Source organism: Alphaproteobacteria bacterium (genome assembly GCA_035625915.1).
In the GTDB taxonomy this organism is placed as follows: domain Bacteria; phylum Pseudomonadota; class Alphaproteobacteria; order JACZXZ01; family JACZXZ01; genus DATDHA01.
In genome coordinates, this window is sequence record DASPOR010000110.1 from 1 (window position 1) to 23,720 (window position 23,720).

Below are 23,720 nucleotides of genomic sequence, written 5' to 3' on the forward strand. Positions count from 1 at the left end.
ATGGCTCGCATGATCTCGGCTGGCGCCAGCACCGAGAGAATCGCAAGACCCACCTTGGCGCCGACACCCTGAACCGTTGTCAGTAGTCGGAACCAGCTTCGCTCCGCCGCGTCGGCGAACCCGTAAAGATGGATGTGGTCCTGGCTCACATGCGTCTCGATCAGGAGTGTTGCGACTTCGCCGACGGGCGGCAAGCCGCTCAGCGTGCGCGCCGAACAAAACACAAGATAGCCAACGCCGTTCACGTCGATGACGACGAAACCTTCTCCAGTGCCGTCCACGCGACCACTCAGCTTCGCAATCATGATCGGCCGAATGCGGCATGTGCGCCGCTATGCCAGCGCTCGAGCGTTGCGGTATGGTGCGCGTGGCATATTGCAACCGCAAGCGCATCTGCCGCGTCGGCCCCATTGATTTCGGCGGTAGGAAGAAGGTGCCGGACCATGACCTCGACTTGTTCCTTCCCGGCGTGACCCGCACCCACCACTGCTTTTTTTACGAGATTGGTCGGGTATTCGCTAACCTTGATTCCAGCCTTGGCTGGGGCCAGAAGCGCCACCCCGCGCGCCAGACCGAGCTTCAAGGTCGAACTCGCATTTTTGTTGACAAATGTTTCCTCGACAGCCGCCTCGACGGGATTCCATCGCACGATGACCGCCGCGATTCCATCGAAGAGTTGGACGAGCCGCTCGGCCGTGTCGAGTTCCCCATCGGAGCCGATCGTGCCATTCGCGACATGCCGAAGCCGCCCGTTCGCGGCCTCGATGATGCCCCACCCGGTCTTGCGCAGGCCCGGGTCAAGTCCCAGTAGTTTCATCGCGTCGAAGTCCATGCCTCTCCGCCCGGCGTGCCGTGATCGGGCACATTGCCTCTCAGGCGGTCAATTTCGCCATGAGATCGTCTGCGATCTCGAAGTTCGCCCACACCGTCTGCACGTCGTCATTATCCTCAAGCTGTTCGATGAGCTTGAGGAGAAGGCGCGCCGCGTCCTCGTCGACTGAAACCGAAACTTGCGGCTTCCAGATAAACCCCGCCCGTTGAGGCTGGCCGAATTTGGCCTCGAGCATCTCGCGCACACCCGCAAAATCCTCAGGTGCGCAGGTTACCTCATGCCCGTTAGATCCCGACTCGACATTGTCTGCCCCTGCTTCGAGCGCTGCCTCGAACATCACATCCGCCGACGCCGCATCGATGGGAAAGACGATCTGGCCTAACCGCTTGAATTGAAAACTCACGCTGTTCGTCTCCCCAAGCGCTCCACCCTGCTTGGAGAAGGCGGTGCGGACATCAGATGCCGTCCGTTTGCGATTGTCGGTCAGTGCCTCGACGATGACGGCAACGCCACCTGGCCCATAGCCCTCGTAGCGCACCTCCTCGAAATTGGTGCTGTCGTCGCCGCCGGCTGCACGTTTGATTGCCCGCTCGATCGTGTCGCGCGGCATGTTCGCTTCACGCGCCGCTGCCATCGCCGCCTTCAAACGAGGATTGGCGTTCGGGTCCGCCAGCCCCGCGCGCGCCGAGACCGTGAGTTCCCGAATGAGTTTGGTGAACAGCCGAGCGCGCCGGGCGTCCTGAGCACCCTTGCGGTACATTATGTTTTTGAATTGGGAATGACCGGCCATAGCGTTCGCGAATCAACCTTCTGCGGGCGCGCTGTAAATCTATACCATATATTGTGGATAAGCGCACGACGACTCGGCCGCGTCAGCTAGCAGAGCAATATGGCAAGATTTGGGCACCCGCGGTATCGAGAGTGCAGCGTAGGGGGTGCCCGAAATTGCAGCGAAGGTCAAGGCCAAGAACAGATAAGTGCGGTTTCGCGTGACATTGACTGGCAGCAAAAGCTCACCTTGAGACAAAACCGAAGCCGCTCGGTCAAGCGAGCTTCGGGATCTTGAGCCCCCCCGAGGGTGCGGGAAGCGGCCAGTGGGGCTGGAGCCGACCGCCGAGGCGCAGGGGTGCGACATGGCAGGCAAGACCGGTCCGTTCGTCGGTTTCGATGTAGGCAGCACAGAGCGTGGCCTCGCCGTCCGCGGCATTGAGGCGTTCGCTTCGCAGCTTTGTGACGAAGCGCGCGACCGCCGCATCCTTCTTCATGCCAATCACTGAATCGTAGTCGCCGCACATGCCCAGATCGGTCTGGTAGGCCGTGCCGCCGGCAAGAATTTGCGCGTCCGCCGTCGGAATATGAGAGTGGGTGCCGACGACGGCAGAAACGCGAGCGTCGCAAAAATGTCCGACGGCCGCCTTCTCGCTCGTCGCCTCGCCGTGGATATCGACCAGGATGAGGTCCGCATTCCTGCCAAGCTTATGAACGGCAAGCTGCTGATCGAGGCAGACGAACGGACAATCGAGCGCATCCATGAAAAGCCGCGCCATGGCGTGGAGCACCACGACGCGCTTGCCGCGCTTCGACTCGAAAACGCCCACGCCGCGCCCCGGCGTCCCGCTCGGGAAATTATGCGGACGAAGGAGTTTCGGATCGCGCACGATGTAGCTCAGCGTCTCGCGCTGGTCCCAAACGTGATTGCCCGTCGTGATGCAATCGACGCCGGCCGCATAGAACGACTGGCAAATCTCGCCAGTAATCCCGAAGCCGCCGGCTGCGTTTTCGCCATTAACAACGACGAAGTCGAGGTCGAGAGCCTTGCGAAGTGCCGGGATTTTGTCGCAAACGACATTGCGTCCGGACCTGCCCACCACGTCGCCGCAAACAAGAATCTTCATTTTACCTCGGAAATATTTTGCATGCCCTTAGTCGCCAAACTGCACGGCACCCGCCTCCGTCACCACCCAATCCAGCCGCTGATCGTGACCGTCGCGCGGCAACCGATCCACACGCTGGGCCGAATAGCCGACCCCGATCGCCAGGACCCTTAAGCGCGAGCGCAACTCGGCAAGCGTCATATCGTAATAACCAGCACCATACCCGATCCGGTACCCTTCTTCGTCAAAAGCGAGAAAGGGAACCAGCAGCGCGCGTGGCGTAAGCATCGCCGCGTCCGCGCCGGGCTCGCGAAGGCCGAATTTCTTCTCCTCGAGGGCCATCCCGGGGCGCCACGCTCTGAAGACGAGCGGTTGGCCACGCCCCATAACGATCGGGAGTGCTATTGCATGCCCTCGCGCGTGAAGCGCTTCCATGAGAGGGCGGATGTCGAGTTCACTGCGCCCCGGCCAATAACCCGAAACGATCGTCCCCTCCGCGAGCCTGACCGACTTCGCGAAATTTGCGGCCACGCCTGCGGGCGCGGTGTCGTGAAGAATCGCATGGGTACGGTCGCGGACAAGGATTGCCGCCTCACGGGCTGCCTTCTTTTCGTCGACGACCGTCATCGATCGGATCCGCCACGCTTGCGCGGGATAGTGGGGCACGGGCGGAGCCGCGTCAGCCGTTGGCCGTTCTTGTCCTCTGTGGCCTGCTTACGCAGGTGGGCGCCATGTGCCGAGACCAGGGTCTCGGTAGGGACAGCTCCCGAAGGGAAAACATTGGCCCCAGGGCACGAAGTGGCCTGACGCGCTGCGCAGCCCCGTCCGCCCCTCAATCTAGGCGGCCTCAAGGCGTGCCGCAATGTCCTCGATGCGCCGCGCGAGCGCTTCGATGCCGTTTGCAAGGACCGTTTCGCCGCTGTCCGCGAAGGCTTCGGGTTGCGCTTTTCCCGGCGCACCTGCGGCCTGGGCGTCTGCGAGCTCGTCGGCGATCAGAAGGCTCGCCATCACAAGAAGTCGCGCGTCGCCGATCTGGCCCATCGCTGCGGTCAATTCGCCTACGCGCCGATCGACATACGCCGCCAGCGCGGTGAGGTGTTGCTCCTGACCGTCGTCGCAAGCCACCTGGTAGGCCCGCCCGTTGATGGTTACGTTGACTTGACCCATGCCTCGCTCACCCTGCCTCGATCGCGGACTTCAGGCGTCCGATTGCACTGTCGAGGCGACTCGAAAGGCTCGCACCTGCCTCGCGCAGCGACTTGCCCTCCGCCCGCGCGGCATTGAGGGCGCGCGCAAGATCCGCACGCTCGGCCCTTTGCCGCGTCGAGAGCTCCACAGCGCGTTCCAGTCGAGAGACCGCATTTTCCAAACGCGTCCGGGCCTCATGCAATCGTGACATACGCTACCTTCGTGCGGGGCCGCCGCCAAAATGAAATTCGGTTCTCGCTGAACGAGTTAGCATAAATGCAGGAACGAAGACGAGCATACGCTCGGCCTCCGCTGACCGTCAACCGCGCCTTGGGAATAGCCACTGCGACGCAGAAGCCAATTGACGCGACGAAACGGCGGCGGCATGTTCGCCCGGACTTTCGGGCCGCTCGACATCGTGTCGCCGCCCCCGCCAGCTCCGGCCGCCATGACGGGTCCAAAATCCATGAATGACAGTGCGAAAGTCCGATCGTCCTCGGCGCGTCACGAGCGTATGGCGAATGCCATCAGGGCGCTTGCCATGGATGCGGTCGAGAAAGCCAATTCAGGTCATCCCGGCATGCCGATGGGCATGGCCGATGTGGCGACCGTATTGTTTTCGAGCTTTCTCAAGTTCGACCCGAGCCATCCGCATTGGCCGGATCGCGATCGCTTCGTGCTCTCGGCTGGCCACGGTTCGATGCTCCTCTATTCTCTCCTTCACCTGACGGGCTATGCCGACGTCACGCTGGAAGAGCTGCGCAATTTCCGCCAACTCGGCAGCCGTGCCGCCGGCCATCCCGAATACGGACTTGCGGAGGGGATCGAAACGACGACCGGCCCGCTCGGTCAGGGGCTCGGAAACGCCGTCGGCATGGCGATCGCCGAGCGTCTCCTCCAAGCGCGCTTCGGCGACGGGATCGTCGATCATTACACCTATGTAATTGCCGGTGACGGCTGCCTCATGGAGGGGATTAGCCACGAGGCGATTTCGCTCGCTGGCCATCTCGGGCTCGGCAAACTCATCGTGCTGTGGGATGACAACAGGGTTTCGATCGACGGTGCGACCGACCTTGCCGTCTCCGACGATCAGCTCGCGCGCTTTCGCGCGTGCGGTTGGGACGTTCAGGCGGTCGACGGCCACAAAGCGGGCGAGATTTACGGGGCACTTGCCCGCGCGCGCACGACGAAGACACCCTCCTTTATCGCGTGTCGCACGATTATCGCTCGCGGCGCTCCGACCAAGGCAGGGACGGCGAGCGCTCACGGCGCTGCCCTCGGCGCCAAGGAAATCGAAGGTGCGCGGCTATCGCTCGGATGGCCTTTCCCGCCTTTCGAAATTCCACCGGACGTGCTGGCAGACTGGCGCGCGGTTGGCCAGCGGGGTGAGGCCGATTACCGACGTTGGCGTCAAGCGCTCGACAAACTCGATGCCGGCAAACGCACCGAATTCGAGCGTATCGTTGCGGGCAAGCTACCGCCCGACTGGCGGAATACCGCAGGCCGGGCCAAGCGGGAGGTGGCCGAAAAAAAGCCCAAACTCGCGACCAGGCAATCCTCGAAGATCGCCCTCGACCATCTGACTTCCGCGATCCCGGAGATCGTCGGGGGATCGGCCGACCTTACCGGCTCGAACGGAACGCTGGCGGCCGGGCTTTCGGTCGTAAATCGGGACAATTTCGCGGGACGCTACATCCATTACGGCGTGCGCGAACATGGCATGGCCGCCGCGATGAACGGTATGGCGCTCCATAAGGGTGTCATTCCCTATGGCGGCACGTTCCTGATTTTCTCCGATTATTGCCGTCCGGCAATCCGCCTGGCGGCGATGATGCGTCAGCGCGTCATCTATGTGATGACGCACGATTCAATCGGCCTCGGCGAAGATGGCCCCACCCACCAGCCCGTCGAACATCTCGCCGCCTTGCGCGCGGTGCCGAACCTCAATGTTTTCCGCCCGGCTGACGGTGTGGAAACGATCGAATGCTGGATGCTGGCGCTTGAAAGCGAGCACGCACCGTCAATCCTCTCGCTCACGCGCCAGTCGGTGTCCACGGTTCGGACCGAGCATACGGACGAGAACCTTTCCGCTCGAGGTGCCTATATCCTTGCGCCAGCTAGCCTAAAGCGGCAGGTGACGCTGCTGGCGACGGGCTCGGAGGTCGAGATCGCACTTGCCGCACGCGCGAAGCTCGAATCCGGCGGGACCGGCGCGGCCGTCGTCTCGATGCCGTGCTGGGAGTTGTTCGATAGGCAGCCGGCGGATTATCGCGAGGAGGTGCTCGGCAAGGGAACGCTTCGCATTGCGATCGAGGCCGGTGCTGGATTCGGCTGGGAGCGTTATCTCGGGCCGGACGGCATATTCGTCGGCATGCACGGATTCGGCGCCTCGGGTCCCTATCCCGCACTTTACGAGCATTTCAAGATCACCGCCGAAGCGGTTCTTGCCGCCGCGAAATCCAGGCTTTAACTAAGAGAACGCAAGGGACGAGGCGCAAGGCCCAGAATTTCCGGAGGAGAGCATGGCGGTTCGAGTTGCGATCAATGGGTTCGGGCGGATCGGCCGGCACGTGCTGCGCGCTGCGTTCGAGGCCGAGCGCAAGGACATAAAGTTCGTCGCGATCAACGATCTTGGCTCGATCGACATGAATGCGCGCATGCTCAAGCACGACTCCGTGCACGGACCGTTCCCCGGCAAGATCAAGGTGACCGAGACCGGCATCGACCTTGGCCATGGGGTCATCCAGGTCATTGCTGAACGCGACCCCGCCAACCTGCCCTGGAAGGAACTTGACATCGACGTGGTGCTCGAATGCACCGGCATCTTCACCTCGAAGGAGACCGCTCAAAAGCACATCGAGGCGGGGGCGCGGAGGGTTCTTATTTCGGCACCCGCGAGTGGTGTCGATTTGACGGTCGTCTACGGCGTCAACGACGACAAACTGAACGACACGCATAAGATCGTCTCGAACGCCTCCTGCACGACCAACTGCCTCGCACCCGTCGCGGCGGCTTTGCACCACGCCTTCGGTATCGAGACCGGGTATATGACGACCGTGCACGCCTACACGGGCGATCAGCGATTGGTCGACACGCTCCACAAAGACCCCCGGCGCGCCCGCGCCGCGGCGCTCTCGATGATCCCGACGACGACGGGAGCCGCGAAGGCGGTTGGCCTCGTGATCCCCGAGCTCAAGGGCAAGCTCGACGGTACGGCGATTCGCGTACCGACCCCGAATGTCTCGATGATCGACTTCAAGTTCGTCCCGAAAAAGCCTGCAACAGTCGAAGCGGTCAACGAAGCGATGATCGAGGCCGCGAAGAGCAACCGGCTCCAGGGTATCCTCGAGACGACCGACGAGGAGCTCGTCTCGACCGACTTCAACCACAATCCGGCGAGCTCGACCTTCGACCTCACACAAACGCAGGTGATCGACGGAAAGCTCGTGCGCGTGCTCGCTTGGTACGACAATGAATGGGGCTTCGCCAACCGCATGGCCGACGTGGCCGTGCTGATGGGCAAGCTCAAGTAGGCAGCGGTTCGGACAGCCCTCGCTCGACGGCCGCACAACGCCTTGTCGATCGCGCGTTCATCGCGGCTTTTGCATCATCTGCTGCCGAGCCCGCGTCCTCCGTGCTAATTCTTGGTTCGTCATGGCAAAGCCACGGAAGGTCCGGGCGCGCAGGCGGGTGCATGCCGCAACGGTGCGATACCCGGCCTTCGTCATCCATTCCCTCGACCACGCCAAGGCGGTCCTTCAGGCCGCGCACGAGAACGAGCTGCGCGTCGAGCTTTGGAGTGCGGCGGGTGCTGCGGCTTACGCGGGTGCTGGGTGGTTCAAGGCCGTGATCGACTTGGCGCGGTCGGCCAATCCCGGCGTCGATTTCACCGCCGTGCTCGATTGCGCTGATTTGCCGGGCCTTGCATTAGGCGCCTTCCGCGTCGGGATCAAAGCGGTCTGCTTTACCGGTGCCGCCAGGGTTGCCGCCAAGCTCGCCGACATCGCCGCTCAAGACGGTCGCGAGTTGCGGCGACGGAGACCGAGCCAGACACTCGACTTGCACCACGAGCCCGATCCATTAACGTCTTGCCGGCGCTGGCTCAGCACTCGGAGACGGCCCCACGACACCGACGATCGGCAAGACGCCTGACGTTGCAAATCGGAGGTGCCTCGGCTATTGAAAGGCCGCTTGTCGCGAGATGGGGACCAAGCTGCAGAGGCCGCTCAAATGAAGATCACGCCGCGTGTCAGACGCATTCTTGACAATTACGAGAGTGACAATCCCGGGACGAAGGCGAACCTGGCTCGCATTCTCTTGCATGGAAAGCTTGGCGGCAGCGGCCGATTGGTTATCCTCCCGGTCGATCAGGGATTCGAGCACGGGCCCGCGCGCAGCTTTGCACCTAATCCGCCTGCCTACGACCCCCATTATCATTTCCAACTTGCGATCGACGCCGGGCTATCGGCTTACGCGGCCCCGCTCGGCATGATCGAGGCGGGTGCCGTAACCTTTGCCGGCCAGATCCCGATGATCCTGAAAGTCAACAGTGCCAATTCCCTGGCGCGCGCGAAGGAGAGTGCGGATCAGGCGGTGACCGGTTCGGTCGACGATGCGCTTCGTCTCGGCTGCTCGGCGATCGGGCTCACAATCTATCCCGGGTCGGACGCCGCTTACTCGATGATCGAGGAGGCCCGCGCCCTTGCACACGAAGCCAAACGCAAGGGACTTGCCGTCGTGATCTGGTCCTATCCGCGCGGCGGCAATCTATCGAAACCGGGCGAGACTGCGGTCGACATTTGCGCCTATGCCGCGCACATGGCCGCACTTTTGGGTGCGCACATCATCAAGGTGAAGCCGCCCTCGGATCACCTCGAACTCGACGCCGCGAAGAAGGTCTACGAGGGGCAAAAGATCGACGTCGGCACCCTTGCGGCTCGCATCAAGCACGTGGTCCAAGCTTGCTTCGACGGTCGCCGCCTCGTCGTCTTTTCCGGCGGGGAGGCGAAGGACGAAGCCGGCATCCTGAACGAAGTGAAGGCGGTCCGCGATGGCGGGGGTACTGGCTCGATCATCGGCCGCAACACCTTCCAGCGTCCGCGAGAGAAAGCGCTCGAGCTGCTCGACACGATTATCGGCATCTACAAGGGTAAAGACTGAACACGCCCCCACCGTGCCGGCTCTATTTGATCACGCCGCCCGCCTTTGAGCCGCGTGCGTTTGCGCGCGATCTAGCGGTGGTACTCGACGCTGGCGACGTGGCGTGCCTGCAGCTTCGCCTCAAGGACGCCCAGGACCATGAAATTCTGCGGGCGGCCGAGATCGTGATGCCGATTTGTGCGCGCCGCGATGTTGCTTTCATCGTGAATGACCGGCCCGACCTCGCCAAGAAGGCGAGCGCTGACGGCGTCCATGTCGGACAGGACGACGCCTCCTACCAAGACGCTCGGCTAACACTCGGCCCCGACAAAATCGTCGGCGTTACTTGCCACGACTCGCGCCATCTTGCCATGGAAGCGGCCGATGCAGGTGCGGACTATGTCGCCTTCGGCGCCTTTTTCCCGACCTCGACCAAGAAGGCCGAGTCCACGGCCGATCCCGAAATACTGCGCTGGTGGAGCGATATCATGACCGTTCCATGCGTCGCAATCGGCGGCATCACGGTTGAAAATTGCGCCCCGCTCGTCGAAGCGGGCGCCGATTTCCTTGCCGTCGTTAATGGTGTTTGGCGCTATCCCCATGGACCCGCCCGGGCGGTCAAGGATTTCAACGCCGCGATCGAGCGAGCTCGGATGTGAACCCGCCCTACGCGGCATCAGTCGGCATGGACCGCATCCAACCTAGACCGGCGCCCACAGCACCTCCTCGATCCGTTCGGCGCCGGCAAGGAGCATGACGAGCCGGTCGACGCCGAGCGCGATGCCGGCACTTTCGGGCATTCCGGTTTCGAGCGCCGCGAGGAAATCCTCGTCGATAGGATAGCGGATGCCATAGATCGTTTCTTTGAGCGCCATGTCCGCTTCGAAGCGGCGGCGCTGCTCGCGCGCCTCGACGAGTTCGCCGAATGCGTTTGCCAGCTCGAGTCCGCAAGCATAGAGCTCGAAGCGTTCGGCCACATGGCCATCGCGCGGACTGGGCCGCGAGAGTGCTGCCATCGAGATCGGGTATTCGCAAAGGATCGTCGGCACGCCATCGCCCAGACGAGGTTCAATTCGGTCGAGCATGACGCGGAAGAAGATATCTTCCCAACTGTCACGCTCGCTGACGAAAAGCCCGATGCGCCGCGCCTCGGCCGCCAGCAGTCCTGGGTCTGGGACGGCGGGATTGGGTGCAGTCGCTAGTATATCGATCGCACAATATTCCCCGAATGCCTCTGCGACCGTCAGGCGGCGGAAGGGGGCGAACGGATCGCAGCGCCGCTCGCCGTGCACAAGGGTCGTAACATTGGCTGCGGTCGCCGCCGCGCGCAGAAGGTTTTCGCAGTCGGCCATCAGCACGTCATAGCCTGCGCGGGCGCGATACCATTCGAGCATGGTGAACTCTGGATGGTGGATAGGCGAGCGTTCCCCATCGCGCCATACGCGCGCCAGCTGGAAGAGCCGCTCCACACCGCCGACGAGCAGCTTCTTCATCGCGAATTCCGGGGACGTGTGCAGATAGAGCCGACGCACGCCACCGTGCAGTGGCTCGGTCAATTCGGTCGCTAGCGCCATGATGTGGGGTTCCATCCCCGGACTAACCTGGAGGTATGGCGTTTCAACCTCGATGAAACCCTCGCACGCGAAATGAGCGCGGATCGCGGCGAGGACTTGCGCGCGCATTGTCAGCGCGGGCAGGCGGGCGGCAAGCGCATCTCGATTCCACCACGTTTTGTCGGACATTATGCGTCCTGCTCGAATTTGGCTTGCGATTTACCCCTCCTAGAACCCATATAGCGGAACTTTTGCGCCGACCACAGCGCCGTCTAAGATCGATCTCAATGACACATAGAGTGGCCTCGTACCATATGTCCACGCCCATGACCCATCAGGCGAGCGGCTGTATCCCCCCCCAACGCTCATTTCCAAACAAAGCGCTCGGGGATTGCCGAGGCTGGCCGCGTGCCTTTTGAACAAGCGGGGCGCCGCTGACCCGTTGCCTCGCACCGACCGAGCTGTTAGGGTCCGCGCCACTTCCGATACGGACGACAACGCCCAGCTCTGAAACCGTCAGCGAGCATCGTCAAGTCATGAAAATCCAGGCCAATACCATACGCCCCGGCAACATCATCGAGCATAACGGCAAGCAGTGGGCGGTCTTGAAGATCCAAATCATTTCGCCTGGAAAGGGTGGCGCGTTTATTCAGGTGGAAATGCGCGATCTGCGCAGCGGACTCAAGAGCAATGAGCGCTGGCGCACCGCCGACACGGTCGAAAAGCTCCAGGTCGAGGAGAAGGAATGCACGTTTCTCTATGGCGACGCCGAGACCCTCACCTTCATGGATTCGGAATCCTTCGAGCAATTCGCCGTTAACCGGGAGATCGTGGGCGAGCCGGCTGCATTCCTCCAAGACGGCATGAAGGTGACGGTCGATTTGATCGAAGGCACCCCGGCCTCTGTAACGCTTCCCGACAAGGTCACGATGACGATCACGGAAGCGGACCCTGTCGTGAAGGGACAAACCGCCTCGTCCTCATACAAACCGGCGATGCTTGAGAATGGCGTGCGCGTCATGGTGCCGCCCTTCGTCGAGGCTGGGACACGCGTCGTCGTCAACACGGCCGACGCGAGTTATGTCGAGCGCGCCAAGGATTGAGACGCTGCCTCATGGCCATCAGATCTGCGACCATCAACATTATGGAGCGGGCGGCGCGGAAGGCAGCGCGCGGGCTCGTGCGCGACTTCGGCGAGGTCGAGCAGCTTCAGGTCTCGAAAAAGGGACCGTCCGACTTCGTATCGACTGCGGATTTCAAGGCCGAGCAAATCTTGCGCACCGAACTCAAGAAGTCGCGTCCGGAGTTTGGACTTCTGATGGAGGAGTCGGGCGAAGAACGCGGCGATGGGCGGCATCGATTCATTGTCGACCCACTCGATGGCACCGCCAATTTCCTGCACGGGATTCCGCACTTTGCAATTTCAATCGGGCTCGAGCGCGATGGCGAGATCGTTGCGGGCGTCATCCTCGAGCCGATCAAGGACGAGCTTTACTGGACGGAAAAGGGTGTGGGCGCCTATGTGAACGATCATCGACTGCGGGTCTCGGCGCGGGACAAGCTGCCTGAGTGCCTGATCGGAACGGGCATCCCATTTCACGGTTATGGCGAACATGACGCCTTCTTCAGCACGTTCGCCGCCGTGATGCCTGAAGTCGCCGGCATCCGTCGGATGGGAACGGCATCGCTCGATCTCGCCTATATCGCAGCCGGCCGCTTCGATGGCTTCTGGGAATTCGGACTCAAGCCCTGGGATATTGCCGCGGGCGTCCTCTTGGTGCGCGAGGCCGGCGGCTATGTCAGCGAAATCGACGGTGGAACGAGCGTGTTTAAGAGTGGAAACGTCCTCGCCACCAACGACAAGCTCCACAAGCCGCTCGGCGACATTCTGCGCAAGGCCCACGGTTCGATTCGAAGGCCGAAAAGCGCATAAACGCCTGTTTTGGCGGGCGAAGGCGGTTGTCGCGTCTTCGGGGCTGGGCTATTGTGCGGCGGCGGTCGGCCGACAAGGCTAATGAGAGCCGACGGCTGGAGGCAGCGGAATCATGACGCGTGGGTTCCAGGGGCGCTCGTTGGCGTCCCTTTGTTGCAAAAAGGCTGCCGTTGCGCTCGCCTCAGGCCTTGGCGCGCTCGTCGCTGCCGGCAGCCAACACGGGGTATTGGCGCAACGAACCGTCTTCGTGGATCAACATGCCCAAGCTGACGTCATCGTCGATCTCTCCGCAATCGATCAGGCCATCAAGAATCAGAACGCGCCGGGAAACAAAGCCGCAAGTGCCGGCGCCGCGACGGCGGGGCCATCGGTTACGCTGACCCCACCAAAAATGTCCGCGGCGGCGACGCCGTCTGGGGAAGCGCCGATCGTGCTTCGCCCACCAGGTCAGAATCCGGAGGGAAAGTCGGCTGTCGCAAACGCATCGAGCGAAAACGGTGCGACACCCGCCAAGGGTGCGGCGCCCGATTTCGCGTCATTGATTCCGGTCAAACCGACCACGCAAAAGACAACGCCCCAAAGTCCGTCTGTCGCCGCCGCCTCGACGGCGTCACCTCCCTCGTCGTCGGTGGCGAGCGGCGCGCAGTCATCGGCGGCAGGGAGTAAGGGTACCGCGGTTCCAAGCGCGACCGCCGGCCAGCAACCGGCGTTGCCGGCAAGCGCTTCCCCCCAAGCGCCGCCATCTCCATCACCGCCTCTTACGGCAGACCAGACCCCACCACCGCCGGCTGCGTCGGAACCGGCAACCCAGGTTGCAGTTGGCGGCGCGACCGCGTCTCCAAGCAAGCCAGGCGGCAACGGCCAATCATTTGTTGAGCCCGCCCTCAGCATTAGTTTTGGCGCTGGCGGCAGCGAACTTCCCTACAGCGCACGCGGCGATCTCGACAAGATCATCGACACGCTGAAGCAATCCAGCGCTGCGCGCGTTCAATTACTTGCATATGCGGCAGGCACCGACGAACAAGCGAGCCAGGTGCGGCGACTCTCGCTCGATCGTGCGTTGGCTGTGCGGAAATACCTGCTCGATCAGGGCATCGCATCGTCCCGGATCGATGTGAAGGCGCTTGGCAACAAGGTCGAAGGCGGGGGATCGCCAGACCGCGTCGATCTCATGGTCGAGGAAAAATAACGACGGGGGCGGAAAGCGGAAGCCCAACGGCGATCGTCACGACGATGGAGTGCGTGGACAAATCATGACGCGAATGAGACGTTTTCTGATCCGGATGGTTCTCTTTCTGCTCGCCGTCGTTGCCGTGGGCGTGCTGCTCTTTTCCCAACTCAAGACCGTCTTCCTTCACAATGTGCCGCTCAACAGCATGATCCTGGGAGCAGCGCTTATCGGGGTGATTTTTATCTTCCGCCAGGTCTTCCAGCTCGGACCGGAACTTGCCTGGATTGAAAGCTACAAGCGCGATCGTCAATCCCTTTCGAGACAGGCTCCGCGCCTGCTCGCGCCAATGGCGACCATGCTCGGTGAGCGCAAGGACCGCCAACTTTCGCTTTCCACGACGGCCATGCGCACGCTCCTCGACGGTATCAGTTCGAGGCTCGATGAATCTCGCGACATTTCGCGTTACTTGATCGGGCTCATGATCTTTCTCGGCCTCCTCGGAACCTTTTGGGGCTTGCTCGACACAGTCAGTTCCGTGGGCCGCGTGATTCAAGGACTTGAAATCGGCTCACAGGACGTGGCGACCGTCTTCAACAATCTCAAGATTGGCCTTGAACGCCCGCTTTCTGGCATGGGGACGTCGTTTTCATCATCGCTCTTTGGCTTGGCGAGTTCGCTAATTCTCGGCTTTCTCGACCTTCAAGCCGGCCAGGCCCAAAATCTCTTCTATAACGACCTTGAGGAGTGGCTTTCGGGACTGACGCGGTTGTCGAGTGGATCCATCATCGCGGAAGGTGAAACGTCGGTTCCCGCGTATATCGAAGCGCTTCTTGAAAAGACGGCCGATAGCCTCGACAGCCTGCAGCGGACCGTGCAGCGCGGAGAAGAAAATCGCGGTGCGACCAGCACTCATCTGCTGACGCTGACGGAGCGGCTTGCTCAACTCACGGATCAGATGAGGGCCGAGCAGTCGCTTTTGATCAAATTGGTCGAAGGCCAGATGGAAATGAAGCCGGTGCTTTCGCGGCTCGCCGACGCCGCGGGCGCTGGTGCAATCGACGAATCGACTCGGGCGCACATACGCAACATGGACGTATATCTCTCGCGTCTCGTGGAAGAAATGGCGAGCGGGCGGCAATCGACGGTCGACGAGCTACGCGCCGAAATCCGGCTCCTCGCCCGCACGATTGCCAATCTCGCAGAGGAGGCCGGGTCGTAGGGCCCGGGTTGGATTCGGATGGCGCGACGCCAGCTTCGCAGCGTCAACATCTGGCCGGGCTTCGTGGATGCGCTGACGAGCCTCGTACTCGCGTTTATTTTCGTCCTCCTTATTTTCGTCGTCGCGCAATTTACGCTCTCGGAAGTGCTGACCGGCCGCGACGAGGCTCTGAAGCGCCTCAATCGTCAGGTCGCGGAGCTTGCCGAAATGCTCAACCTCGAGCGAAAGGCGAACGCCGATCTGCGCATTTCCGTGGCCCAGCTTTCAGCCGAGCTGCAAAGCTCGACGCTGAAGCGCGACACGCTTGCTAGTCGCCTGTCCGAGCTCTCGACCGAGCGCGACAAGCTGAGTGAGCAGCTAGCGAGCGCCAACAGCCGCGCTGAAAGCGCAACACAGGACGCGGATAAGGCAAAGGACGAGCGCGATGCGGCGCTGCAAGCTATCGAGAACGACAAAGCCGAACTCGACAAGGACAAGAAGTTGAGCGCCGAAGCGCTCCAACAGGTCGAGCTTCTCAATCGCCAGATCGCCGCACTCCGCGACCAACTCGCCGCGATCGAAGCGGCCCTCGAAGCTTCCGAAGCGGCGAACAAGCAGAAAGATGTGCAGATCGCCGACCTCGGCACTCGCCTCAACGCGGCCCTCGCCAGCAAGGTCGAGGAGTTGGCCCGCTATCGCTCCGAATTTTTCGGTCGGTTGCGGGAAATTCTTGGCAACCGCCAGGACATCCGCATCGTCGGCGATCGTTTCGTTTTCCAGTCTGAAGTCCTGTTTCCGACCGCCTCGGCCGAGCTCAACCCGCAGGGAGAGGAGACGCTTCGCCGACTTGCGGCCACGCTCAAGGAAATCGTGCCCAGCATTCCACCTCAGATCAACTGGATCCTCGAAGTGGACGGCTATACCGACAAACGGCCAATTACCACGGCGCGCTATCCGTCGAATTGGGAGCTTTCCACCGCGCGCGCAGCGGCGGTCGTGAAATTTCTTGCGGCCAACGGAATCGCGCCCGAGCACCTTTCCGCGGCCGGATTTGGCGAGTTCCAGCCGATCGATCCGGCCGAGACCGAGGCGGCCTATGCGAAAAACCGTCGCATCGAATTCAAACTGACCCAGCGCTGAATTCGTGCGCTACTGCGCCGCCGCCGCACCAATTTGGAGCGGCCGCTCGTCGAATTGGAGTGCCGCGAGGCGCGCGTAGAGTCCGCCTGCACGCATGAGTTCGCCGTGACTGCCTTCGGCGACGATGCGCCCATTCTCCATCACCGCAATCCGGTCGCATTTCAGGACCGTGGCAAGGCGATGCGCGATGACAAGCGTCGTGCGGCCAGCCATGAGCCGTTCAAGTGCGGATTGAACGAGCCGTTCGCTTTCGGCATCGAGGGCACTGGTCGCCTCGTCCAGCAACAGCAAGGTCGGATTTCTTAAAATCGCTCGCGCGATCGCGATGCGCTGGCGCTGTCCACCGGAAAGGCGCACCCCGCGCTCGCCAAGATGACTCGCGAAGCCCTCGGGCAAACTGTCGAGGAATTCGCACGCGGCCGCGGACTCGGCTGCAGCTCGTACTTCTTCGTCGCTCGCCCCCGGGCGTCCATAGCGGATGTTCTCCCATGCGTCCGCGGAGAAGATCACCGGATCTTGGGGAACCAAGCCGATCCGGGCGCGCACCGCCGCCGGTTCCGTTTGCGCAAGCTCGACACCGTCAAGCAGCAACCTCCCCGATTGAGGATCGTAAAAGCGCAGGAGCAATTGAAACACGGTCGTCTTGCCGGCCCCCGATGGCCCAACAAGCGCCACCTTCTCGCCGGGCGCAACGCGGAGCGTAATGCCTTCGAGGGCAGCCCGGTCGGGGCGTGAGGGATAATGGAAGACGACGTTCTCAAACGTCACCTCACCCGACGCCGGTGCGGGCAACGCGACAGGCATTGCCGGTGCTGCGATCTCGGATCTCGTCTCGAGCAGCTCGACGAGCCGCTCTGTCGCCCCTGCAGCACGTTGCAATTCGGTCAGGAATTCGCTGATCGTCCCCGCCGAGGCGGCAACCAGGACGGCATAGAACACGAAGGCGGAAAGTTCCCCGCTCGTGATGCGGCCTGCAAGCATGTCGTGTCCACCAACCCAGAGGATGGTGCCGACGGCGGCAAAGGTCAGGGCGATGACAAGGCCGACAAGGAACGAGCGCACGCCGATTCGCCGCGCCGCGGTCGCAAACGCCTCCTCGACGCGCTTGCCGAAATGCTCGCGATCGACCGGCTCGTGACCGAAAGCCTGCACCGTGCGTATTGCGTTCAGCGACTCTTCGGCATATGCGCTTACTTCGCCGAGGCCATCCTGATTGAGCCGCGAGAGTCGGCGCACGCGTCGGCCGAGCAGCATGATTGGAACCACCACGAGCGGCACGACGAGCAGCACGAGCCCCGTAAGCTTTGGACTCGTCACAACCATCATGGCGAGCCCGCCCATCAGCATCAGCGTGTTCCGAAGCGCCATCGAAGCAGACGCGCCGACAACGGCCTGAATCAGGGTCGTGTCCGTGGTAAGGCGCGACACGACCTCGCCGGTGCGGGTGATCTCGAAGAAGCTCGGGTGGAGGGTGAGGACATGATCGTAGACCGCACGGCGCACATCGGCTGCAACACGCTCGCCGATCCATGTCACGAAATAGGAGCGGCAGTACGTTGCAACGCCCATCACCGTTGTGACGACGAGAAGTAGGCCAAGTGCCCGGTCGAGGAGGGCGCCATTACCGCTCGCGAAACCGCTGTCGATGAGCCAGCGCAGGCCCGAGCCGAAGAGGAGAACCGTTCCCGCCGCGACCAGGAGCGCGACCGCGGCAATCGCGAATTGAAGCCGATAGGGGCGGAGGAACGGCAGAAGTCGGCGCAAATAGCGCAGATTGCGGCTCTTTGGCCGTTCGGTGCTCGGGCGGGCGGCAGCCGTACCACCGGATGCACGCTCACCCGATTGCTCAAACGCTTTCGCCACGTATTTTCGCTTTCACGACGACGATCTCTCGTAAGGTCGTCCGGAACTTGCCAGGGTGTTAAGCGGGCGCGAGCCTAAAGCAAGTATCGGATTTATGCGACTGGCAATCGTAAGATGTCTGCCATGGCGAGAAGTGCGCCTATGGCCTTGCCATGGGGGCTTGGCTTGGCTATAAACCGCCCCTCCAAGCTGGAGCAGCGCCATGAAGAAGGAAATTCATCCCGACTACCACGAGATCACGGTGGTCATGACGGATGGCACGCAATTCAAGACTCGTTCGACCTATGGTGAGTCGGGGGCAGTTTTGCAACTCGATATCGATCCCAAAACGCATCCCGCTTGGACCGGCGTTCATCGCCTCGTCGATACCGGTGGCCAGCTTGCAAAATTCAACAAGAAATTCAAGGGATTAGGCTTAAAATAGCGCGATAGCGCGAGGATGCTGCGCGATAGCACGTTATCCGCAAGGGCGCCATTCTGGCGCCCTGTTTCGTCATTTCAAGCAGGCTCCCTCGCCGTCAATTCGTCGAGGCGAATAATCCGCAGGTAAAGACGTCGGCTTCGTTCGAGCAGCGAGGCAAACCCATTCGGCACATTCCCCGTGGCGAATGGCGCATTGGCGTCGCGATCGTCCCCCAGTTTACCTTCAAGCCATGCTTCTCGGCGAAGCACGCGATGGCCCTCCCGTGTGGCCTCATCGGCGGTGATTTCCCCTGCCTCGAGCGCCTTTTGCACAAAGAGCCATGCCATGATGTCGATAAGGCGGGCCGTCAGCCGACCCGATTCAAGGCTGAAATGCAGTCGATCGAGGGGCGTGAGGCCCGGCACCTCACGCTCTCGATAATAGGCGAGATAACCTTGAGCCTCCCGCAAAAGAGATAACGCATCACGGTAGGTCTTCTCGAAAAATGCCGTTCCCGCAAACAATGCCCGCCTCCTCGCCGCCACCTTTGGCCCGCGCATTGAACAGGCAAAAAACAGGCCAATCGTCGCCATTTGGCGCCCATTCGGACAAGGTCATGGTTAAGGCTACGCGCCTGTCTCCGCAAATCACCCCCTTGAATCCACCGCGACACTTCCCACATGGAGTTTTGCGCCGGATGCCGCATGAGGGTCCGGCGCGGACGTGAAACCGGGTCCGACTCTATGGTGGACCTACAGATCTACACCTTGCTCAAAGGAGGACGTGTAGCCATGCGTGCATTCGATCTTTCCCCTCTTTTCCGTTCGACCGTCGGCTTTGACCGCATGTCGCAGCTTCTTGACGCCGCGACGCGCCTTGACGACGCGCAGCTTTCTTATCCGCCCTACAACATCGAGAAGCTTGGCGATGACGAGTACCGCATCACGATGGCGGTTGCCGGCTTCGGCGAAAGCGATCTCAGTGTCGTGAGCCAGGACAACAGTCTCACGATTTCCGGTAAGGGCTTGGAGGGCGATGACAAAGTGAAGTTTCTCCATCGCGGTATTGCGCGGCGCGCATTCCAGCGCCGCTTCGAGCTTGCCGACCATATCAAGGTCAAGGGCGCATCGATGGAGAATGGTCTCCTCCATGTCGACCTCGTGCGCGAGGTGCCCGAGGAGCGTAAGCCGCGCGAAGTCAAGATTGGTACCGCGCCGGCGCGGACGATCGAACACAAGGCCGCCTAATCGGCAACGCGATTGAACAAGATAAGACCGACCGATCATTGAGCCCTGCTTATCCAGCCCTCTTTCCCCGATCGGGAGAGAGGGCTGTATTGATTTCAAGAAGCGATACCGAAGCTAGCTGAACCCCCGTTGCGGGGGACGTCCGCTCAATTTAATCGCACTTGGGTCCAACCGACTTGTTGCCAGTCAGAAGACCATTCCCGAACTGCAAATATGCACACGATCGAATTGGCGCTCGAATTGCCGGTAGCAGGCCGAGCAACCTTGCGATTGACGCACGCGTTCGTTTCTCGTGGTCCGCGTAACGTCAAGCCGTGTCGACCGACAGCTTTTCGAGTGCCGCCCTGATTTGCGGCGGAATCGGGGTCGGCTTACGAGAGGCCCGCTCAACGAAGACATGCACGAAATATCCGACCGCGGCCGGAGTCTCGTGCCCCGCGCCGAAGAGCCCGATTTCATAACGAACGCTTGAAGTACCGAGCTTTCCGACGCGGAGGCCGCCTTCGACCAATTCGGGATAGGTGAGCTCTCGCTTGAACCGACACATGGTCTCGACCGCGAGGCCAATGACAGGGCCGTTGTGGTAGTCGAGCCCACCGGCGCTGACCAGGTACTGATTGATCAGCGTATCGAAGAACGAATAATAGATGACGTTATTGACGTGCCCGTAAACGTCGTTGTCCATCCAGCGCGTGGGCATCGGGAGAAAGTGCGGGTAGTCCTTCCGGGTTATCCTTGGTTCAGGTTCCTTCACACCTTCCTCCCTCCGCGATCGATCGCCTCCTAAAACGCACAAATGAACCGCCTCCGCAAGCGGTGACGAGGGGACGCTGCAACTCGCTTTTTCAGATGCACGGCAAGCGCCCACCCTTTATGAAGAAGGAAACTCGCCTTTACGTTCGTGAGCCAAAACCAACCATGCGTGAATATCGTATCGCAGCCATTCCCGGCGACGGCGTCGGCAACGAAGTCATTCCGGCCGGCCTTGAAGTGCTCAAGGCACTCGAGGCCCGCGATCGCGGCTTTCGGCTTGTGGTCGAGCAGTTTCCCTGGGGTTCGGCCTATTACAAAAAGCATGGCCATATGATGCCGCCGGATGGGCTCGACATTCTGAAGCCGTTCGATGCGATCTATTTCGGCGCCGTGGGTGCACCCGATGTCCCCGACCATGTGACGCTTTGGGGACTGCGACTGCCGATCTGCCAAGGCTTCGACCAATACGCCAACGTCAGGCCCGCACGAATTCTTCCCGGCATCACAAGCCCCTTACGAAAGGCGACGGCGGAAACTCTCGATTGGGTCATCGTTCGTGAAAACAGCGAAGGGGAATATTCCGGAAGCGGGGGCCGGGTCCATCGCGGTCTGCCGGAGGAGGTGGCGACCGAGGTCTCCACATTCACCCGCAGTGGCGTCGCACGGGTGATGCGCTTCGCCTTCAAACTGGCTGAGAGCCGGCCAAAAAAGCATCTCACAATCGTCACCAAGTCGAATGCTCAACGGCACGGCATGGTGATGTGGGATGAGATCGCGGCAGAGATCGCGGCCGAATATCCTGCCGTGCACGTCGACAAGGAACTGGTCGACGCCATGACCACCCGTATGGTTTTGAAACCCCAGACAATCGACACCGTGGTCGCGACGAACTTGCATGCCGACATCCTGAGCGACCTTGCCGCAGCCCTCGCCGGCAGCCTCGGCATAGCGCCCACGGCGAACCTCAACCCCGAAAGGCGTTTCCCGTCCATGTTTGAGCCGATTCACGGCTCGGCATTCGATATCACTGGACGAGGTGTTGCGAACCCGATTGCCTCGTTCTGGACGGCCGCAATGATGCTCGAGCATCTGGGCGAGTGGAGTGCCGCCCTGCGTCTCATGGCCGCCGTGGAGCGCGTGTCCGCCGATTCCGGTCTTCACACGCCGGATCTCGGCGGAACCGCGAAGACGAAGGACGTCACAAAAGCGGTGATCGATGCGCTCCGAAGCGCCAATGTTTGAGAGCGCCCGGACACGCTAACTCGACGATGACCGTACCTTCGGCACGTAACGATAGTGGCCGGTTATCGTGTAGTCGAAGAGCACATCCTCGACCTGAGCGCCCCATCCGATATTGTGGACCATGAGCGGCTTACCATTGTGCACCCGGTCCGACACGAGACCGATATGCGGCTGGCCGCCGGGAAGCCGCCACGTGACGATGTCGCCGGGGCGATAGTCTCGCAGATCGGCGGAGATAGGCAGGGATTGGCCGTGTCGCGCGAAGAAGACCGCGAGGTTCGGCACCCGCCTGTGATCGATGTTCGCATCGGGATGCGACAGTCCCCATATTCGCGGATAGGCATCGAACGACTGTTCCATGTCGCGATGGACGAGAAGCTGGAGGTCGACCCCTGCATTGCGATACGCACGCACAATCACGTCGCTGCAAACGCCGCGGTAGATCGGCACGTCGCCGCCAGGATAGGCGATGCGACGGTAGCTAGGGTCGTACAGCAGCGTCGTGCCGACCTGAGCGTATGCCCCCTCGATAACCTTTTGCACGAATTCCGACTGTCCCGCCCCCAGAGACGGCGAAGATAAGATCAACAAGAGTGCGACGAGAAGACGTCCCATCGATGCGAACCCCATTTTCAAGACCCAGCGTCCGCGAGGTACCCTGCGCGGCGCCGCAAGTTTGACAAGAAACGAGGCCGTTTCGTGGAGATGTGGCGGCTCTTTGGTGAGAAAGTCGCCCTGCGCCTGGGCCTAAAGGATCGATCGTAGTGCTTCGAGAGTGGCGTCCGGCTGCTCGATCATCATCATGTGGCCCGCATTCGGCAGGACGATCGTCCGCGCGCCCTCCATGGCATTTGCAAGGGGAGCCGCGGCCTTGGGTGGCGTCATCCGGTCGGCCGCTCCAAGCACGAAGAGTGACGGGCACGAAATGCGCGACGCGGCGTCTGCCGCGGTCTTGTATGCGTCGCAGGCGCGAAAATCGTTTGCGAGCACACCTGGCGCACTTCGCTCCAGCAGGCGCTTGCCACCGCCGAGCATCCAAACACCCGGCGCCTTGTTGCCGCCAAGATGCGCCGCCTTGCCGTAGCCCCACGATGTGACAAGTTCGAATGCAAGCGGATCGTTTGCGTCTGCGGCGGCGAGCAAGTCCGGATGCACCGGCATTCTTGCGGCGACGCCCAGGAGGGCAAGCGCTGACACTTTTTCGGGCATTCGCGCCGCAGTCTCGAGCGCGATGAGGGCGCCCATGCTGTGCCCGGCAAGGGCTGCGCGCGCCACGCCTGCCGCCTCGATCAACTGGCCAATCCATTCGGAATAGGCTTCGATCGAGCCTACCGGTGCGGACTCGGAGCGGCCATGGCCCGGCAGGTCGACAGCGAGGACCGAGCGGCCGTGATGGGCGAAATAGCGCGTCTGGAGCGACCAAACGGTATGGTCAATGCCGGCGCCGTGAATGAAGATGAGCGCTGGTTTCGCGGGATCGAAGGGTTTACCGCCGGTCGCAGCGAACGTCTTTCGGCCTTCGACCCGCATCTCCACGTTGCTCAACCCTTCTGGGAGGCGGCCAGGGCCGCTTTGAGGTCGTCGATGAGGTCGGCCGGATCCTCGAGCCCGACGGAAAGTCGAATCAGCTCCTCGCCTACCCCCGCCGCGTCCAGGGCGGCTGCGTCCATTTGCTGGTGCGTGGTGCTGGCCGGGTGAATGACAAGCGATTTGGCGTCCCCAACATTGGCGAGGTGGGAAAAGACCTTGACCGCCTCGATAAATCGACGGCCTGCGTTCCGCCCGCCTTTAATGCCGAAGCTCATGATGGCGCCGGCGCCCTTGGGTAGGATTTCGCCGGCGAGATTGTGATCGGGATGACTCGGCAGCTCGGGATAGCTCACCCATTCGACTTCCCTGGCACCTGCCAGGTAATTCGCGATCGCCCGCGCGTTTGCGACGTGGCGCTCCATCCGCAAAGGCAGCGTCTCCACACCTAAAAGCAGGTAGAACGCGTTCTGCGGGCTCATGCATGCCCCGAAATCCCGCAAGCCTTCGGTGCGCGCCCGCATGACGAAGGCGAGTGGGCCGAACTCCTCCGCGAAATCGAGGCCGTGGTAGCCTGCATACGGCTCGGTCAAGGTTGGAAATTTCCCCGACGCCTCCCAGTCGAATCGCCCGCCGTCGACAACGACCCCACCGATG

Annotated in this window: 27 protein-coding genes and 1 other RNA gene; 13 read left to right on the plus strand and 15 right to left on the minus strand. The window is 61.8% G+C overall.

Annotated features, from left to right (window positions below; translation table 11 throughout):
• The 8 genes from ruvA to VEJ16_08865 form a co-directional block, all read right to left on the minus strand.
• Positions 1-305 (minus strand): Holliday junction branch migration protein RuvA (gene ruvA / locus VEJ16_08830; GenBank protein ID HYB09761.1); only part of this gene is annotated, 305 nt, incomplete at its 3' end.
• A complete protein-coding gene (ruvC, locus tag VEJ16_08835; protein HYB09762.1) occupies positions 302-832 on the minus strand; it encodes a crossover junction endodeoxyribonuclease RuvC in 531 nt (176 codons plus the stop codon). The genes ruvC and ruvA, both read right to left, overlap by 4 nt.
• A 40-nt stretch (positions 833-872) precedes the next feature.
• On the minus strand, positions 873-1,622 hold the full coding sequence (locus tag VEJ16_08840; protein ID HYB09763.1) for a YebC/PmpR family DNA-binding transcriptional regulator: 750 nt from the start codon (positions 1,620-1,622) through the stop codon (positions 873-875).
• Between the two features lie 253 nt (positions 1,623-1,875).
• Positions 1,876-2,727: a TIGR00282 family metallophosphoesterase gene (locus VEJ16_08845; protein HYB09764.1), complete on the minus strand. Its 852-nt coding sequence runs from the start codon at positions 2,725-2,727 to the stop codon at positions 1,876-1,878.
• A 27-nt stretch (positions 2,728-2,754) separates the two neighbouring features.
• On the minus strand, positions 2,755-3,333 hold the full coding sequence (locus VEJ16_08850) for a 5-formyltetrahydrofolate cyclo-ligase (protein ID HYB09765.1): 579 nt from the start codon (positions 3,331-3,333) through the stop codon (positions 2,755-2,757).
• A gap of 40 nt (positions 3,334-3,373) precedes the next feature.
• Positions 3,374-3,531, minus strand: a non-coding RNA gene (gene ssrS / locus VEJ16_08855) — 6S RNA.
• Between the two features lie 12 nt (positions 3,532-3,543).
• Positions 3,544-3,873: a cell division protein ZapA gene (locus VEJ16_08860; protein ID HYB09766.1), complete on the minus strand. Its 330-nt coding sequence runs from the start codon at positions 3,871-3,873 to the stop codon at positions 3,544-3,546.
• Positions 3,874-3,880: 7 nt separating this feature from the next.
• On the minus strand, positions 3,881-4,042 hold the full coding sequence (locus VEJ16_08865; protein ID HYB09767.1) for a hypothetical protein: 162 nt from the start codon (positions 4,040-4,042) through the stop codon (positions 3,881-3,883).
• Between the two features lie 318 nt (positions 4,043-4,360).
• Here VEJ16_08865 and tkt point away from each other — a divergent pair, with 318 nt between their 5' ends.
• From tkt to thiE, 5 genes are all read left to right on the plus strand, one after another.
• Entirely contained in the window at positions 4,361-6,364 is a 2,004-nt protein-coding gene (gene tkt / locus VEJ16_08870; GenBank protein HYB09768.1) for a transketolase, read from the plus strand.
• 52 nt (positions 6,365-6,416) lie between these two features.
• Complete coding sequence (gap, locus tag VEJ16_08875; GenBank protein ID HYB09769.1) at positions 6,417-7,427, plus strand: type I glyceraldehyde-3-phosphate dehydrogenase; 1,011 nt, start codon at positions 6,417-6,419, stop codon at positions 7,425-7,427.
• Positions 7,428-7,548: 121 nt separating this feature from the next.
• Complete coding sequence (locus tag VEJ16_08880; GenBank protein ID HYB09770.1) at positions 7,549-8,046, plus strand: hypothetical protein; 498 nt, start codon at positions 7,549-7,551, stop codon at positions 8,044-8,046.
• Between the two features lie 78 nt (positions 8,047-8,124).
• Positions 8,125-9,054 carry a class I fructose-bisphosphate aldolase gene (locus tag VEJ16_08885; protein HYB09771.1) on the plus strand — a complete coding sequence of 310 codons (930 nt, stop codon included), beginning with the start codon at positions 8,125-8,127 and terminating at the stop codon, positions 9,052-9,054.
• Positions 9,051-9,692, plus strand: coding sequence for a thiamine phosphate synthase (thiE, locus tag VEJ16_08890; protein HYB09772.1), 642 nt, complete (start codon positions 9,051-9,053; stop codon positions 9,690-9,692). Before VEJ16_08885 ends, thiE begins: the two co-directional genes overlap by 4 nt.
• 42 nt (positions 9,693-9,734) lie before the next feature.
• On the opposite strand, the gene epmA is transcribed toward thiE, so the two are convergent.
• Positions 9,735-10,775 carry an EF-P lysine aminoacylase EpmA gene (gene epmA / locus VEJ16_08895; protein HYB09773.1) on the minus strand — a complete coding sequence of 347 codons (1,041 nt, stop codon included), beginning with the start codon at positions 10,773-10,775 and terminating at the stop codon, positions 9,735-9,737.
• A gap of 347 nt (positions 10,776-11,122) precedes the next feature.
• Here epmA and efp point away from each other — a divergent pair, with 347 nt between their 5' ends.
• From efp to VEJ16_08920, 5 genes are all read left to right on the plus strand, one after another.
• A complete protein-coding gene (gene efp / locus VEJ16_08900) occupies positions 11,123-11,689 on the plus strand; it encodes an elongation factor P (GenBank protein ID HYB09774.1) in 567 nt (188 codons plus the stop codon).
• Between the two features lie 11 nt (positions 11,690-11,700).
• Positions 11,701-12,519, plus strand: coding sequence for an inositol monophosphatase family protein (locus VEJ16_08905; protein ID HYB09775.1), 819 nt, complete (start codon positions 11,701-11,703; stop codon positions 12,517-12,519).
• Positions 12,520-12,631: 112 nt separating this feature from the next.
• Positions 12,632-13,708, plus strand: a complete 1,077-nt coding sequence (locus tag VEJ16_08910; GenBank protein HYB09776.1) for an OmpA family protein — start codon at positions 12,632-12,634, stop codon at positions 13,706-13,708.
• A 64-nt stretch (positions 13,709-13,772) separates the two neighbouring features.
• Positions 13,773-14,909, plus strand: a complete 1,137-nt coding sequence (locus VEJ16_08915) for a flagellar motor protein MotA (GenBank protein ID HYB09777.1) — start codon at positions 13,773-13,775, stop codon at positions 14,907-14,909.
• Between the two features lie 18 nt (positions 14,910-14,927).
• Positions 14,928-16,028 carry a peptidoglycan -binding protein gene (locus VEJ16_08920; protein ID HYB09778.1) on the plus strand — a complete coding sequence of 367 codons (1,101 nt, stop codon included), beginning with the start codon at positions 14,928-14,930 and terminating at the stop codon, positions 16,026-16,028.
• A 9-nt stretch (positions 16,029-16,037) separates the two neighbouring features.
• On the opposite strand, the gene VEJ16_08925 is transcribed toward VEJ16_08920, so the two are convergent.
• On the minus strand, positions 16,038-17,792 hold the full coding sequence (locus VEJ16_08925; protein ID HYB09779.1) for an ABC transporter transmembrane domain-containing protein: 1,755 nt from the start codon (positions 17,790-17,792) through the stop codon (positions 16,038-16,040).
• 301 nt (positions 17,793-18,093) lie between these two features.
• Here VEJ16_08925 and rpmE point away from each other — a divergent pair, with 301 nt between their 5' ends.
• On the plus strand, positions 18,094-18,315 hold the full coding sequence (gene rpmE, locus VEJ16_08930) for a 50S ribosomal protein L31 (GenBank protein ID HYB09780.1): 222 nt from the start codon (positions 18,094-18,096) through the stop codon (positions 18,313-18,315).
• 74 nt (positions 18,316-18,389) lie between these two features.
• Here rpmE and VEJ16_08935 read toward each other — a convergent pair whose 3' ends face one another.
• A complete protein-coding gene (locus tag VEJ16_08935; GenBank protein HYB09781.1) occupies positions 18,390-18,818 on the minus strand; it encodes a DUF1465 family protein in 429 nt (142 codons plus the stop codon).
• A 267-nt stretch (positions 18,819-19,085) separates the two neighbouring features.
• Here VEJ16_08935 and VEJ16_08940 point away from each other — a divergent pair, with 267 nt between their 5' ends.
• Complete coding sequence (locus VEJ16_08940) at positions 19,086-19,541, plus strand: Hsp20 family protein (GenBank protein ID HYB09782.1); 456 nt, start codon at positions 19,086-19,088, stop codon at positions 19,539-19,541.
• 307 nt (positions 19,542-19,848) lie between these two features.
• On the opposite strand, the gene VEJ16_08945 is transcribed toward VEJ16_08940, so the two are convergent.
• The gene (locus VEJ16_08945; GenBank protein ID HYB09783.1) at positions 19,849-20,241 is read right to left on the minus strand and encodes a thioesterase family protein; all 393 of its coding nucleotides are present in this window, start codon (positions 20,239-20,241) and stop codon (positions 19,849-19,851) included.
• A 218-nt stretch (positions 20,242-20,459) separates the two neighbouring features.
• On the opposite strand from VEJ16_08945, the gene VEJ16_08950 reads away from it, so the two are divergent.
• Positions 20,460-21,536, plus strand: coding sequence for a tartrate dehydrogenase (locus tag VEJ16_08950; protein ID HYB09784.1), 1,077 nt, complete (start codon positions 20,460-20,462; stop codon positions 21,534-21,536).
• 15 nt (positions 21,537-21,551) lie between these two features.
• Here VEJ16_08950 and VEJ16_08955 read toward each other — a convergent pair whose 3' ends face one another.
• The 3 genes from VEJ16_08955 to VEJ16_08965 form a co-directional block, all read right to left on the minus strand.
• Positions 21,552-22,151 carry a DUF1287 domain-containing protein gene (locus VEJ16_08955; GenBank protein ID HYB09785.1) on the minus strand — a complete coding sequence of 200 codons (600 nt, stop codon included), beginning with the start codon at positions 22,149-22,151 and terminating at the stop codon, positions 21,552-21,554.
• Between the two features lie 132 nt (positions 22,152-22,283).
• The gene (locus VEJ16_08960) at positions 22,284-23,072 is read right to left on the minus strand and encodes an alpha/beta hydrolase (GenBank protein HYB09786.1); all 789 of its coding nucleotides are present in this window, start codon (positions 23,070-23,072) and stop codon (positions 22,284-22,286) included.
• Positions 23,073-23,077: 5 nt separating this feature from the next.
• A partial coding sequence (locus VEJ16_08965) for a PLP-dependent transferase (protein ID HYB09787.1) occupies positions 23,078-23,720 on the minus strand: 643 nt, incomplete at its 5' end.

Excerpts from the sequence above, each read along its gene's own strand:
- ruvC (HYB09762.1), bottom strand. The coding sequence starts at position 832 with ATGGACTTCGACGCGATGAAACTACTGGGACTTGACCCGGGCCTGCGC.
- VEJ16_08840 (HYB09763.1), bottom strand. The coding sequence starts at position 1,622 with ATGGCCGGTCATTCCCAATTCAAAAACATAATGTACCGCAAGGGTGCT.
- VEJ16_08845 (HYB09764.1), bottom strand. The coding sequence starts at position 2,727 with ATGAAGATTCTTGTTTGCGGCGACGTGGTGGGCAGGTCCGGACGCAAT.
- VEJ16_08850 (HYB09765.1), bottom strand. The coding sequence starts at position 3,333 with ATGACGGTCGTCGACGAAAAGAAGGCAGCCCGTGAGGCGGCAATCCTT.
- VEJ16_08860 (HYB09766.1), bottom strand. The coding sequence starts at position 3,873 with ATGGGTCAAGTCAACGTAACCATCAACGGGCGGGCCTACCAGGTGGCT.
- tkt (HYB09768.1), top strand. The coding sequence starts at position 4,361 with ATGAATGACAGTGCGAAAGTCCGATCGTCCTCGGCGCGTCACGAGCGT.
- gap (HYB09769.1), top strand. The coding sequence starts at position 6,417 with ATGGCGGTTCGAGTTGCGATCAATGGGTTCGGGCGGATCGGCCGGCAC.
- VEJ16_08880 (HYB09770.1), top strand. The coding sequence starts at position 7,549 with ATGGCAAAGCCACGGAAGGTCCGGGCGCGCAGGCGGGTGCATGCCGCA.
- VEJ16_08885 (HYB09771.1), top strand. The coding sequence starts at position 8,125 with ATGAAGATCACGCCGCGTGTCAGACGCATTCTTGACAATTACGAGAGT.
- epmA (HYB09773.1), bottom strand. The coding sequence starts at position 10,775 with ATGTCCGACAAAACGTGGTGGAATCGAGATGCGCTTGCCGCCCGCCTG.
- efp (HYB09774.1), top strand. The coding sequence starts at position 11,123 with ATGAAAATCCAGGCCAATACCATACGCCCCGGCAACATCATCGAGCAT.
- VEJ16_08905 (HYB09775.1), top strand. The coding sequence starts at position 11,701 with ATGGCCATCAGATCTGCGACCATCAACATTATGGAGCGGGCGGCGCGG.
- VEJ16_08910 (HYB09776.1), top strand. The coding sequence starts at position 12,632 with ATGACGCGTGGGTTCCAGGGGCGCTCGTTGGCGTCCCTTTGTTGCAAA.
- VEJ16_08915 (HYB09777.1), top strand. The coding sequence starts at position 13,773 with ATGACGCGAATGAGACGTTTTCTGATCCGGATGGTTCTCTTTCTGCTC.
- VEJ16_08920 (HYB09778.1), top strand. The coding sequence starts at position 14,928 with ATGGCGCGACGCCAGCTTCGCAGCGTCAACATCTGGCCGGGCTTCGTG.
- rpmE (HYB09780.1), top strand. The coding sequence starts at position 18,094 with ATGAAGAAGGAAATTCATCCCGACTACCACGAGATCACGGTGGTCATG.
- VEJ16_08940 (HYB09782.1), top strand. The coding sequence starts at position 19,086 with ATGCGTGCATTCGATCTTTCCCCTCTTTTCCGTTCGACCGTCGGCTTT.
- VEJ16_08945 (HYB09783.1), bottom strand. The coding sequence starts at position 20,241 with ATGCCCACGCGCTGGATGGACAACGACGTTTACGGGCACGTCAATAAC.
- VEJ16_08950 (HYB09784.1), top strand. The coding sequence starts at position 20,460 with ATGCGTGAATATCGTATCGCAGCCATTCCCGGCGACGGCGTCGGCAAC.
- VEJ16_08955 (HYB09785.1), bottom strand. The coding sequence starts at position 22,151 with ATGGGACGTCTTCTCGTCGCACTCTTGTTGATCTTATCTTCGCCGTCT.